An 11947-nucleotide genomic window follows, 5' to 3' on the forward strand; every position below is an offset into this window, starting at 1 on the left:
GATTGGGGTAGGAACGGATAACTATTCTTATTAGATTTGCAACATGCCAAAGAAAGACACAAATACAACCACACCCCGTTTCCAGGTTGTGCCCCTGCTGGCTCAACAATTTATCCGGGATTATGATGGTTGCATTCAACAGTATGAATTGCCTCAGCAACTTGAATTAACGGAACACCTATTGCATGTATTGGAATTATTCCGGCATTACGGTCAGAATGAGCAGGACAATCCATATGAGCAATACAAGGAACAGGAGGAGTTACTTTTAAAAAGATATGGTAAAACGCTAAAGCCCTATCGGGATAAACAGTTTTACAAATACTTTGATTTTGAAACGGTATTATCTGAAAAGGATATATACTCCGAAGTTGAATTTAACCGTTTAACGTCAGACGAGCAGCGTTTAACGATAAACGAAATCGACCAATTTATACAGGTCTGTTATAATAGCCTGTATAATGCAAAGGTTTTTCTTTACCTGAAAATGGACCCGGCAACAACAACACCAGCCTCGAAAGAAACCTTAGTAGCATCTATAGAATCAGATAAAGACATCACTAAAGCACGTCAGCTACTCGCTATTTACTACCTGTTAAAAGCAGGATTTGCAATAGAACATCGGGATAATCATTCAGTAAGTGCTGTAGCACGATTCGCCCATTTACTTACAGGAACCAGGTATACTAACCTGCAAAATTCTGACATTTATAAAAAGTACTCCCTGATGCCCCATTATAAAACAGGAGAACAATTGATAGCTGACCTGCAATTTATCCGGCCTTTTTTTGCCGATTTGAAAATACAGGACGCTATCAAATTAATTGATGAAGAAATCCACCACAACGAAAAGAAGCAATCAAAGAAGTAAGAACAACGATATCAGGAGTTAACTACATATCATTTACCGTTAAACGTTAGCCGCCGTTAATGTTGAACGTTTAGCCATACTGCCGGAAAGGTAGTATGGCTTTTTTATAAATATCACCACTGCCCGGTAGAACTTCTTTAAAAGATAGGTACTCCTATAGGGGTATCCCTATCCATACATCAACTTTATATTTGTTTTAGAAGCGGTAAACGTAAAAACAGACAGGTTTAACGCCAAACTATAAACTCTTTAGCATAATGCAAACAACTCATGAAAAGCAAAACACAGCCAACGGAGGGCAGACCGGGGAAGAAAAGACCACCGGCAGTAATAAAGCATGGTGGGAACAGCTTGCAGGAGCCATGCCGGAGGATAAGGAAAGCGTAAAGAATTGGTATAAGCTATTGTCGAACCCTTTAATTGTTATCATCGGATTATTAGTATTAGGCTACTGGCTGCTTACACAAAAACCAAAAACGAGTATTAATACGGAAACAGAACAACTGAAAAAGGAAATAAAACTACTAAAGAAGAAGCAAAAAAAACTAAAAAAGCGTATTCGTACTCCAATGGGCAATATTAGAACCCATCAACGTTCCGCTGTCCTGGATTAACGTTAAATACTATTCTCCTAAAACAATAAATCAAATACAATGGAAACCGTTCCCGTAAAACCGATAACTACCAGTTCACACACAATCCCGCTGGATGTCATGATGGATATTGTACGCATCCTGCTAAATAATGCATTAGTATGGGTGGTAGAAGGCATCAATGAAAAAGAAAACAGCCTGCTCATACAAATAAGCATACAGCCTCAATTGTTACGTCACCGGAAAGCTTTAGAGAACATACAAGGCATTTTATCTGATTATGGTTATTATCTCAAAGCTTCTCCCAACAGTGAAGCGGATGAGTATCGTTGAACAATGCTTATCGCAACCGTGTCCTTGAACGAAATTTTACCGTTTAACGTTATCAATAATATTTTATGATACCAACATGCTTTTTCTGCGGAAAGCCCATGCAATCTATGCGCAGTACTAAAAAATATTGTAGTGATAACTGCAAACAACTGGCATTTTATAAGCGAAGCGGGTTACAATTATCAGGGGTAATCGTAAAAGAAGAATTGTTTAACGATAAGTCAACTTCGGTAAACGATAACAGTATGACCGGTAACGATGAGAGGATTACTCATGCAAGCCCATTGATAACAGGTGAGCGACACGCCATAACTGTAAACGATAAATCATCTGTTACCGTCAATACTTTTACAATAAAACAGCAACAGGAAGAGCCACCTTATCAATGGGAATATTCTAGTATGATAGATAATATTGTGAAATATGCGGAGAACGATCAGGAATTATCTATGTTTTCAGTATCCGGAAAAATACTGGGGAACATATAAATTACCTACTGTAAAATGGGTGAGCCTGCGACTTCGTTGTTTACTGGAAAGCGTTATCGGGCTGAGTAATATGCCGTCTATTACATACACTGATATCACTGCAGTAAAAGTAGCATTTAACGCGCTTGTAGCATCCCAGCATTTTAACAACCTTCCAACCAACTATCCTTATACCGCACTGGTAAAAGAACTGCAATCCAAAGTATCATTACTTGCTAAAAAGTTTAAACGCAAGTCGTCCATTCCGTTTCGCTTACTGCGAAACCGTAAAGCAGAACTAATAGGTAAACGTTATATCTTGGCCGATTTTGTGCCAAGTATAGATTTAAGAGAACTGGATTTTAACGAATAGACATTTATTATCTGTAATGAATTATCAATTATTCTCTAATAAATAAACGAACAATGCCAACAACAACAATTACAAAAAAGGAATTGAATGTACCTACTAGCATTATCATTGAAGTAGCTGATGTGCTGCTGGAAAATGAGATTACCAATGACATCATCGGAACAAATGCAGAAAATGACGAGTTGGTTCTCGAAGTGGAATATGAAAAGGAACAACGGGAAGTCATTCATCAAATTGAGGACATGATTGCTGATCATGAGGAAAGTGATGATGATGAAGAGGAAGAATAGTCCCTTCTATACAGGCAGTACATGGTTGAAAACTATGTGCTGCTTTTTACCCTAAAACAGTAAACATTTGTAAGGTTTATTTTCCTGAGAATGAGTAGAAAAATTATTCCAGTAATCTTACACTGTATAATAGTAAATGATTTTGATGGGTAACCTACATTTTGTATATCTAAAATTAAGCCCCTATGAAAAGAACAATTATGCACAAAGGTGGAAATCATGCTTTACAGAGGTATTCTATTTACAAAGAAAACTGAACAAATGAAACCCAGCATTTACCTGAAATTATAATCTGTATAAATAACAAACTATGCAAACGCTTTACAAAGAGATTATATAGGGTTTATTGTCCATCACCTTCCAGTATTCCTACTTAACTTCTTAGTCTTATTCAGAAATTTTATTCTGCAATCCTAAAACAATAAGAAATGAAAGAAATGATAAAAAAAGAAAATGAATTTAATGCTACTCCTATGTTATTTCCGTACGAGCCAGACGTGTTTTGGCAACGTGTTCGACTTATCATCCGGGAAGAAATCAGGCAGGCTGAAAAAGATACACCTGTAATACCTATGTATGAAACGCCAGGTATGCAGTACAAGCCCTTGTACAAGATTACCGAGGTATGCCAGTTGTTTCAGGTCACGAAACCTACTATATACGAGTGGATAAAATATGGGAAGTTGAAGCCGTTAAAAATCAGATCAAGAGTATTTTTCTTATGGCAGGATATACAAAACCTGCTGACAGAAGCAGCCTAACGCACCACCAGCACCCATGTGTCTTATTTGATTTCCACGATTCATTTATCAATATTTTGTAGAAGTATTGATAAATGAATCGTGATATTACCAGATTGCCGAGCGCATGTAACTACGCGTTCAAAATGACAACAGCACAGTATCAAAAAATCAACAAGAATATTACTTAGATATTTATTCCGATTTAAAATTACTTTTCGCGTTTCTGAAAGGCGCGTGGGTCTAATACAGGAAGTAATGCGTCATCTAAAATCGTTCCTCTAAATTCACTGTACATTACTCCTCGTATTGTTCCAATAACCACCGTATTTAATAAATAAACCAAATTTCTAGGTAAGCCAGTTTCATCAGGTTCATTTATAATTAAGCTTTCTAAGTTGTCAATATCGAAAATACAAACAATGCTCAAAGCACCGATTTTCTTCTTATCATCTTTGTCAGATATTACAACATTCATGAAGTGAAAGCTTTGCTTTTTTTCACTATCTGTTTTAATATTTAAAGATATATCAAAATCAAACTCCAGCTTTTCCTCCTTTTGAGAACGGAAGACTAATTGTTTTTCTATTATTTGAATTTTTCTTAACGAAAATGAATATTCCTGAGAAGATTCATTACTTACTGCATTCATCCTTGTTAAAAGTTGATTTATTCATAAAATCCAAAAATTCTTCTGATGAAGAATGATCATTAAAAGCTTGATTTACTGGACTAAAATATCTAATGTGTTGAACTGGTAAAAAATTGGTAAAATCATTCAAATTAGAAAAGTGGGCACGAGAGGAAGACTCTACTACTAAGTGAAGATTCATTATCCTTTGTGTAGGAGGGTCTATCGCAATCAATTTAATATCTAGTTTATCTTCAATATCAAACAATGTTTCCACTGTAAAATTATGTTTTCCACTGAGCCATCTAGTAATAATTGAAGGCTGGACATTCAAAAGACGGGCGAAAGACTGCCTTGTCAATCCCTTAAAATTCATCCCATCTTCAATTTTCTTCGCAAGTAAATAACTTTTTTGTGCAGAATCGGTTTCAAAAATTCCGACTCTATTCACCATTTCTTTTTGAAGTTCGACATTGTCTTTAAAAAATTCGGGTTTCATCATTAGGCGTTTTAAGTGAGTAAGGAATAAGTACGCAATCGAAGGATCATATCCGTGCAGTCATTTTCAGCATAAACACTAAACATTAATGGTTAATATATAATCTATATCGTTGTGATGCAAAACTATGTCAAATAAACTATTAATGATGCAATTAAGCCTTCTTCTAACAATTTACAAAATTTAAAGGTGAAAAATAAATTTATTTTACTTTTAAGTGAAGTTTATATACTTTTACATGAAATTGTATTTCACTTATGAGCGAACATGATTTACTTTTTCAACAATTCATTTACAAATAAAATATAATAAAAATTAAATATGTCGAATCAAATCAAGCACTACCCTGTCGATAACGGTGATCAGGGATTGATCTCTATAGAAGAAAACGGTTATACAACTAATATAATGGTAGACTGTAATATTCGTGATAGCTCTAAGGAAGGCAATACGCCTGAACAGTACGACGTCAAAGGGGATTTAACGAAGACGCTCAAGAAAAGAAAAGTCAACGATGTCGAAGGTGTCCTCTATACAGACATCTTTATCCTTACCCACGGCGATGACGATCACTTGCATGGTTTTGAAAAGAACTTCTACCAAGGCGATCCCAAGAATTACAAGAAAAAGAACATGGACGATGGAGAGATTTTGATCGATGTATTGTGGTTTTCGCCAATGGTGATGGGTACTGCCACTAACGAAGATGAGAAGTGCTTCAATAAAGAAGCTAAGCGCCGCATTAAACTTCACAGAGATAAAGATTCAGCCAAAAACCTTCCCGGCAACCGGATTGTCATCATTGGATACGATGGTAATGAAGACCTAAACGGCTTGGATCTAGTGCGTAGGATACCTGGGGAGGTCGTTACCCGTTTTAATGAACGCGATCTGAAAACCTTCTCCATATTCATTCATTCTCCGTATCAGCAGCATTTAACAGATGAAGAAGTGGACAAAAACCGTGTTAGCGTAGTTTTCCAGGCTAGGTTTAAGTCAAGCGAAACATCCACTGATTATTGCACTCTTGCCATGTTCGGTGGAGATGCAGACCATAAGGCGTGGGAAACCATCTTGAAAAAGACCAAAAAATATAAAAATGATATAAAACAGAAGGCATTAAATTGGGACATCTTGATCGCCCCACATCATTGTTCATGGACATTCTTTAACGATTGCCCCCAGAAGGAAAATCCAGATCCCGTTGCCTCCTCGTTGGAATTTCTTAGTTACCGTCGTAAAAGCGGAAAAATTGTTGCCTCTTCTAAATTAATTAAAGACAACGATGATAATCCACCTCATTATAAAGCTAAACAGGAGTACGTTAAAACCCTGGAAAAGGAAAGTGATTTTCTCAACACAGCAAACACTCCCAATTCTAGCAGTCCAGAACCGATTGTTTTCATAATTACGCCCAACGGTCCTTCAAAGGCGCCAAAGTCTGCTGCAGGTAGCGCTATCACATCTGCTGGTGGCACAGGCGCAGTAGGTAAGGCTATTACTCAAGGTTAAATATCATCCATGCTATATAGTGAAGACCTGCAAGAATATACGGGGCAAATTACAATAGAAGTACAAGAGGCAATCGAGGAGCTGCGTCGGTATTTTTGTTTAGAAACAGTGAAGGTACTTTCCATAGATGACTACTGGATAGCCATCCCTGTTAATTTACATGTGTCTATCCCGCCTAATGGTTCCGTTGGCGGGATAGACATAAGAGAGATAGAGCCGATTTTAATTTGGTTTAAACTGGGAAACTATCCCAGCGTAGCACCTAGAGTTTCTAGTGACAGAAAAGACTTCCCCAGACACAAGCTTTCTCATTTGTATGTTTTACAGTCGAAGGATCCAGGGGTCAAACTCTGTTTGGTCAGGGGAAATCTTGATGAATGGTTCGCTAACAAACCGTTAGTAACCATGTTGGGATTATCAGAAGAATGGTATTTTAAAGCCGCTAATGGATTGTTAAATGAAGACGGTAATGAATTTGATCCGATGCGGTTAGACTCATATTCAGACTATCATGCTTATAGATATTCCCGAATGATTGAAGTCGTAGAAGAGCAGAAAAGTTTTTTACCTAGAGAGCCATTTGCCTGTTTCATTACAATTGGAAGTGAGGTACTAAAGGACGCCCACGTAAGAGTAATCTTTAAAACGGATGCCTATTTCCCATTAATTGCTTCAGAAAAAGTTATATCGATTGCCAAAGCGCTGGAAAGCAAGAAGAATGCAAATATGTTTCCTTTTGTTTCGGTATTAATCTGGAACCCTAGTGATGTTACGTATTCAGAATATGATACAAATATTCCTACTAATTATCAGGAACTGGTGAAATACTTTCATCGTTACGACATTGATATTAATCCAATTTTAGAGAACTTAATTAAGACGAAGATTATTTGGAAAGAAACTATTCCCTTGATCCATGCGATAAAACGGCCGAAAAAGATGATCGGTTTTGCGGGTAACTATGAATTTGTCAACTTCCGGTTGTATGCAGAGCCTGGTCAGAAAAAGGTAATAGGGCCGCAATGCGAAGTAAAAATCATGAGCCACATCGAACCGTTCGCACAAAGTATCGCATCAACACTATCAGGAGAAACACGAAATGCTAAAACATTATTTGTGGGTGCCGGATCGTTAGGTTCAAAAATCATTATGCATAACGCAAGGAGTGGAAACGCCTCAATGGGTATTTGCGATAATGACGATTTTTTGGAACACAACCTAGCTAGACACACACTACTGCCAATACATGTGGGCAGAAACAAAGCTAATGCTCTCGTAGATGAACTAAATAAAATGTTTGAGTTCACACCAGATAGATCCATTGAAGCTTTTACAGCTAAAGTTGGTCTTTTATCAGACAGTATATTTACGAACTACAAATGGCTAGTAGACTCGACCGCCTCACTTAGTGTTAGAAACTGGCTGGCCTTAAAAAAATTTAATAGCCCGATTAATATTGCGAAATGCGAATTAGCGAATGAAGGTGGAATTGGGCTACTTTATGTAGAGGGAGAAAATCGTAACCCCCGAATTGACGACCTAGTCAACCTAGCGTACTTTCGAGCATTAAAATATCTGGCCATAGAAAAATGGAGGAGAAACGATGCTGATAGAGAGGAAAAAACATTGGAGATTGGCTTAGGCTGTAGTTCTGCAACAGCAGTTGTGGCGGATGACTCTATATCGAGTCATGCTGCGATTTTTTCAAAGGTTTTGCACCATCAGAAAGATAGGGATATTATCAAAGAAAAAGGGCTATTCTACCTCCAAGTAATTGATAAGAAAGGGATACCAGAATCCTATAGTAGGCATGAAATTATTGATCCTTTTAGCGTTCATCAGTGCGGAGTTGGAAGCGGCTGGGAGGTCCGGCTAATGGGCGGACTAAAAGAGCACCTATTACTTGAGTGCAAGCGGTTTAAACCCAAGGAAACAGGTGGCATTCTAATTGGCATATGCAACTATAAAACAAAAACAATTCACGTTTATGATATTATGAATGCCCCTCCCAATAGTAAAAGAACGTCGGTTTCCTTTATCCGAAGCAATACCGGACTGAAAGAAAGGGTTGATCAGATCAAAGCAATAACTGGCGGAATGATTGGTTACGTGGGAGAATGGCATACACACCCTATGCAGTTGGAGCAGCTAAGTGAAAGGGATAAGAAAACAGTTGATGAACTTTTGCCAATCAACAGAAAGGTTCCCATACCTACACTATCATTAATTGTCACTAACACCGATTTATTACCATACATTTTTTTATGATACTAAATAAATATTTAAGGATTGCCAGATTGTATCCTGCCCTGATTAATGCTATTCCCGCTATTGTGTTAGTTTATTTTTTAAATGATACCCCAATGGCAGATATAGTAAAATATCTAATGACGCTGACAGTGAGTGCTGCAATAGTATGGACCTATACTGTCGCTAATCAATTGGTCGGCCGTGATATCTTTGAACGACGATATTTCAAAGATAAACTACACATGCCAACTACAAATTTCCTATTAAGCAATGATCGTAACCTTAGTACAAACATGAAGCAGAAAATCAAAAAAAAGGTGAAGACAGATTTTGGTATTAATCTGCCAACGTCTGCAGATGAAGCTAGAGATATGGATGACTCCAGAAAACAAATTGATTTTGCAGTATCTCAGATCCGAAATAAGATGCGAGGAAACTCAATGTTACTGCAACATAATTATGAATACGGCTTTGTCAGAAATTTTATTGGAGGATCGGTCTTTGCGTTCTGTATTTGCTTGGCTGGATTGTTCGTATTTCACTCTATAAAGCCAAACAAATGGGTCTTTTATATTTACTTGATATTGGGGGCATTACATATCTCCGTTATCTGTCTCAGCAAGTGGTTAATTAACCGGTACGGCAGCACATACGCTAGGGTGCTTTTTGAACAGTACCTGCAAGCATAAGTAACAATAATTGGCATATGACTTGACCAACGATTACTCGATGAATTAGACACTACTGCGTACACTACGGGACCAGTTTTACCAAAGGCCTGTTTGGCAAAGCTGGTATTGATGACTAAAATAATATTTTAAATTACACCTCTAAATGTGGATTATAAAAAATGAAGGCACGTTTGCTAGTGAATAAAATCTTAACTTAGTTTAGAGACGTTAACCCTCATAAAACTAAGTAAGTAGAAACAGCGCAATCGCACTTTGATAGACTAACAAATGGACCAAAACAATAAAGCCCACGACTAGCGCAGGCTTTAAAACTCTCCAGTGATCCGCTTGGGATTCACAAATACCCATAGTGAAACCCTATCAACAATATTGCCTAAAAATCGTTATTTTTATAAAAGCACGTTAACCTAAATAAGGTACTATCAAAAAAAGAGAAAGTTCAAGAGGAACTCGACTAAACACTCGACTAAAAAAGAAAAACCCGCGATTATCGCAGGTTTTATCTATTTAGTGTGATCCCGTTGGGACTCGAACCCAAGACCCATACATTAAAAGTGTATTGCTCTACCAACTGAGCTACGGAATCTGATCCCATTTTCTCTCAAACGGAGCGCGAAGATAGGGAAATATTTATTTATGCCAAATATTTTTTATTCTTTTATTAACTTTTTAAGTTAGGGAATGAATAACTGGAAAGCTGCAACCTGTAATGCCAACAATATCAATATTCACTACACAAGAACCGGGGGAAATAAACCACCGGTTATACTCCTGCATGGGTTAATGACGAATGGTTTGTGTTGGACGGATCTTGCACGTACCTTAGAAAAGGACTATGATGTGATCATGCCGGATGCCAGGGGCCATGGACAATCCGATGTACCAGGTGAGGGTTATCAGTATGAGGATCTGGCAAATGATGTAACTCTTTCTATTATAAAACAGTATGTCTCCTTTTATAAAGCCAGCCTTTCAATTATTAAGGAAGAAAAGCTTCTCACCCCTACCCTTATACTTTCTTCATCTACCTTAAAACCAGGTGCGTGGTTTAGGACATTCGTACCACCAAGAAAAAAATAAACGCCCGGTACTTTTTGTTGAAAATAAGCAAAGTCATCGTTAAAGTAAGGGACCTGCCCATAGTCAGGTGCGGTTACATCTTTTCCATAGATACGCTGTAGTGTATTCACTGCGGAATTAGTCAATTTGTTATCATTCATGACAGTGGGATTTTCCTGTATGAAAGAAACGTCTCCGCCCACTAGTTGTTTAATGCGGGGAATGATTCCTGGGAGGTTTGTTTGGTTCGTTTCATATAAATACGTTTCCAACACAAGCGAGTCATGTTGGGAATAAGTATTAAAATGGGGATCCATGAACAGGTAGTCTTTAAATTGGGTGTTGGGGTTCATTAATCCTTTGGAGGGATCACTGACCTGTTGTATCTCCCACGGTTGGCTATTCGCCTGTGAACGTGATAATGAATTATATATTTTCGTTTCCACTTCTTTTGCATCACCTTTCTGTAATTGAATCCTTACCCGTTTCTGGTAGGCAAACATCTCATTAGGTTTTACCATGATCTTTCCTACAGGCAGTGCAGTTACATGCAAAGCATACATTTCATCCGGATGTATTTTGGAAAATAATCCATGGTCAATCATGCCCTTTGCCCCCTGAAAGGTCTCTTCTTCTGATTGAAAAATGAAATAGATGGTTCCGGCGAATGATGCCCTATGTTTTGAAAGGATTTCTGCAATGCCCAGTGCGATGGCCATATGTACATCATGCCCACAGCCCTGTTGCACGCCTTTTATAATGGATTTGAACGGCACATCATCCCGAAAGTTATTTGGTAAAGCATCCATCTCTGCCCGCCAGGCGATCTGCTTACCGGGTTTGCTTCCTTTTAAAATACCGACAAGGCTATGGCCGTAAATATTTGTTTCTACTTCAAGGCCTAAGTTGATTAAATATTGTTTGATGAATTTCGCTGTGTGAATTTCATTTCCTGCTAATTCGGGATTTGCATGAAGATCTCTTCTGATCCTGACCAGCTTATCATAGATGCTATCAGTTTCTGATCTGATCAGGTTGTGCATTCCCGTTTGGCGCCAGCTAACAAGGGCTATTAATAAGATCCATACTTTCATGAAAGTAAAGTAGAGATTTAAAAAACGGGGTAGCTATAAATGTGATAAAATGTATTTCTGCCGGGATAGAATCTTACCTGATATCAGTAATTCTACATGGTATTTCAAGATCTTCGGAGAGATAGTAAATGGAGCATACCCGATGGTACCCATCTGCGACAATCAGTTTGGGAGAACGTACTAACAATACTGGTGAGAGTTTTTTCCCGGACTTAACCTTTTGGATATTCTCCTGCACATGGATATTATCAGCAGGCAATAAGGGTAATCCGCTGGCGCGTAAAATGTCTTTTGCTTTCTTTTTTACGGTTCTTTCTTTTTTGAGTGCGGCTACAATCTTCTGGACCTTGTTGCGGGGGAGCAGGAGATCGAGATAGTCAGCAGCTGCCGGGTAGTTGCTTTCTCTTGGGTTTTTAAGCCAGACATTTGTATCAATGTTCATTTGTTCCATGGGGAGTTATTTTAAGATTTGCATTCCTGGTATAATGAATGTAAGGCATATTTATTATTTACAAGAGTACCGTGGGCGATTCACTTTTTCAT

At 37.9% G+C, this 11947-nt stretch carries 14 protein-coding genes, 1 tRNA gene and 1 pseudogene; 11 read left to right on the forward strand and 5 right to left on the reverse strand.

Features of this window, described 5'->3' with window-relative positions; all coding sequences use genetic code 11:
- The first annotated feature begins 43 nt into the window (after positions 1-43).
- The 7 genes from QQL36_RS29630 to QQL36_RS29660 all read left to right on the forward strand — a co-directional run bounded on the left by QQL36_RS29630 (position 44) and on the right by QQL36_RS29660 (position 3688).
- Complete coding sequence (locus QQL36_RS29630; RefSeq protein ID WP_321567758.1) at positions 44-871, forward strand: hypothetical protein; 828 nt, start codon at positions 44-46, stop codon at positions 869-871.
- Between the two features lie 257 nt (positions 872-1128).
- Positions 1129-1485: a hypothetical protein gene (locus QQL36_RS29635; RefSeq protein ID WP_321567759.1), complete on the forward strand. Its 357-nt coding sequence runs from the start codon at positions 1129-1131 to the stop codon at positions 1483-1485.
- Positions 1486-1524: 39 nt separating this feature from the next.
- Positions 1525-1797 carry a hypothetical protein gene (locus tag QQL36_RS29640; RefSeq protein WP_321567760.1) on the forward strand — a complete coding sequence of 91 codons (273 nt, stop codon included), beginning with the start codon at positions 1525-1527 and terminating at the stop codon, positions 1795-1797.
- Positions 1798-1904: 107 nt separating this feature from the next.
- Positions 1905-2285: a hypothetical protein gene (locus QQL36_RS29645; protein WP_321567761.1), complete on the forward strand. Its 381-nt coding sequence runs from the start codon at positions 1905-1907 to the stop codon at positions 2283-2285.
- Positions 2221-2637 (forward strand): hypothetical protein, encoded by a 417-nt coding sequence (locus QQL36_RS29650; protein ID WP_321567762.1) that lies wholly within the window; start codon positions 2221-2223, stop codon positions 2635-2637. The genes QQL36_RS29645 and QQL36_RS29650 overlap by 65 nt, the downstream gene beginning before the upstream one ends.
- Positions 2638-2690: 53 nt before the next feature.
- Positions 2691-2927: a hypothetical protein gene (locus QQL36_RS29655; protein WP_321567763.1), complete on the forward strand. Its 237-nt coding sequence runs from the start codon at positions 2691-2693 to the stop codon at positions 2925-2927.
- Positions 2928-3355: 428 nt separating this feature from the next.
- Complete coding sequence (locus QQL36_RS29660) at positions 3356-3688, forward strand: helix-turn-helix domain-containing protein (RefSeq protein ID WP_321567764.1); 333 nt, start codon at positions 3356-3358, stop codon at positions 3686-3688.
- Between the two features lie 190 nt (positions 3689-3878).
- On the opposite strand, the gene QQL36_RS29665 is transcribed toward QQL36_RS29660, so the two are convergent.
- Together QQL36_RS29665 and QQL36_RS29670 are read right to left on the reverse strand one after the other, a co-directional pair.
- Positions 3879-4319 (reverse strand): hypothetical protein, encoded by a 441-nt coding sequence (locus QQL36_RS29665; protein WP_321567765.1) that lies wholly within the window; start codon positions 4317-4319, stop codon positions 3879-3881.
- Positions 4303-4800, reverse strand: coding sequence for a helix-turn-helix transcriptional regulator (locus QQL36_RS29670; protein ID WP_321567766.1), 498 nt, complete (start codon positions 4798-4800; stop codon positions 4303-4305). The genes QQL36_RS29665 and QQL36_RS29670 overlap by 17 nt, the downstream gene beginning before the upstream one ends.
- 318 nt (positions 4801-5118) lie before the next feature.
- Here QQL36_RS29670 and QQL36_RS29675 point away from each other — a divergent pair, with 318 nt between their 5' ends.
- The 3 genes from QQL36_RS29675 to QQL36_RS29685 are packed head-to-tail and all read left to right on the forward strand — an operon-like array spanning position 5119 to position 9248.
- Positions 5119-6309, forward strand: a complete 1191-nt coding sequence (locus QQL36_RS29675; RefSeq protein ID WP_321567767.1) for a hypothetical protein — start codon at positions 5119-5121, stop codon at positions 6307-6309.
- 9 nt (positions 6310-6318) lie between these two features.
- On the forward strand, positions 6319-8577 hold the full coding sequence (locus QQL36_RS29680) for a ThiF family adenylyltransferase (protein WP_321567768.1): 2259 nt from the start codon (positions 6319-6321) through the stop codon (positions 8575-8577).
- Positions 8574-9248, forward strand: coding sequence for a hypothetical protein (locus QQL36_RS29685; protein WP_321567769.1), 675 nt, complete (start codon positions 8574-8576; stop codon positions 9246-9248). Before QQL36_RS29680 ends, QQL36_RS29685 begins: the two co-directional genes overlap by 4 nt.
- A 516-nt stretch (positions 9249-9764) precedes the next feature.
- Here the strand turns inward: QQL36_RS29685 and QQL36_RS29690 are convergent.
- Positions 9765-9837 (reverse strand) — tRNA-Lys (locus tag QQL36_RS29690).
- Positions 9838-9932: 95 nt separating this feature from the next.
- Between QQL36_RS29690 and QQL36_RS35795 the strand changes: the two are divergent.
- Positions 9933-10172 (forward strand): annotated as a pseudogene (locus tag QQL36_RS35795) (alpha/beta fold hydrolase); the annotation flags it as partial.
- A 35-nt stretch (positions 10173-10207) separates the two neighbouring features.
- Here the strand turns inward: QQL36_RS35795 and QQL36_RS29695 are convergent.
- Positions 10208-11404 carry a M20 family metallopeptidase gene (locus tag QQL36_RS29695; RefSeq protein WP_321567770.1) on the reverse strand — a complete coding sequence of 399 codons (1197 nt, stop codon included), beginning with the start codon at positions 11402-11404 and terminating at the stop codon, positions 10208-10210.
- A 73-nt stretch (positions 11405-11477) separates the two neighbouring features.
- The gene (locus QQL36_RS29700) at positions 11478-11855 is read right to left on the reverse strand and encodes a hypothetical protein (RefSeq protein ID WP_321567771.1); all 378 of its coding nucleotides are present in this window, start codon (positions 11853-11855) and stop codon (positions 11478-11480) included.
- Positions 11856-11947 lie beyond the last annotated feature (92 nt).

The organism is Chitinophaga sp. LS1, from assembly GCF_034274695.1.
In the GTDB taxonomy this organism is placed as follows: Bacteria; Bacteroidota; Bacteroidia; order Chitinophagales; family Chitinophagaceae; genus Chitinophaga.

Excerpts from the sequence above, each read along its gene's own strand:
- QQL36_RS29630 (WP_321567758.1), top strand. The coding sequence starts at position 44 with ATGCCAAAGAAAGACACAAATACAACCACACCCCGTTTCCAGGTTGTG.
- QQL36_RS29635 (WP_321567759.1), top strand. The coding sequence starts at position 1,129 with ATGCAAACAACTCATGAAAAGCAAAACACAGCCAACGGAGGGCAGACC.
- QQL36_RS29640 (WP_321567760.1), top strand. The coding sequence starts at position 1,525 with ATGGAAACCGTTCCCGTAAAACCGATAACTACCAGTTCACACACAATC.
- QQL36_RS29645 (WP_321567761.1), top strand. The coding sequence starts at position 1,905 with ATGCGCAGTACTAAAAAATATTGTAGTGATAACTGCAAACAACTGGCA.
- QQL36_RS29650 (WP_321567762.1), top strand. The coding sequence starts at position 2,221 with ATGCGGAGAACGATCAGGAATTATCTATGTTTTCAGTATCCGGAAAAA.
- QQL36_RS29655 (WP_321567763.1), top strand. The coding sequence starts at position 2,691 with ATGCCAACAACAACAATTACAAAAAAGGAATTGAATGTACCTACTAGC.
- QQL36_RS29660 (WP_321567764.1), top strand. The coding sequence starts at position 3,356 with ATGAAAGAAATGATAAAAAAAGAAAATGAATTTAATGCTACTCCTATG.
- QQL36_RS29665 (WP_321567765.1), bottom strand. The coding sequence starts at position 4,319 with ATGAATGCAGTAAGTAATGAATCTTCTCAGGAATATTCATTTTCGTTA.
- QQL36_RS29670 (WP_321567766.1), bottom strand. The coding sequence starts at position 4,800 with ATGATGAAACCCGAATTTTTTAAAGACAATGTCGAACTTCAAAAAGAA.
- QQL36_RS29675 (WP_321567767.1), top strand. The coding sequence starts at position 5,119 with ATGTCGAATCAAATCAAGCACTACCCTGTCGATAACGGTGATCAGGGA.
- QQL36_RS29680 (WP_321567768.1), top strand. The coding sequence starts at position 6,319 with ATGCTATATAGTGAAGACCTGCAAGAATATACGGGGCAAATTACAATA.
- QQL36_RS29685 (WP_321567769.1), top strand. The coding sequence starts at position 8,574 with ATGATACTAAATAAATATTTAAGGATTGCCAGATTGTATCCTGCCCTG.
- QQL36_RS29695 (WP_321567770.1), bottom strand. The coding sequence starts at position 11,404 with ATGAAAGTATGGATCTTATTAATAGCCCTTGTTAGCTGGCGCCAAACG.
- QQL36_RS29700 (WP_321567771.1), bottom strand. The coding sequence starts at position 11,855 with ATGGAACAAATGAACATTGATACAAATGTCTGGCTTAAAAACCCAAGA.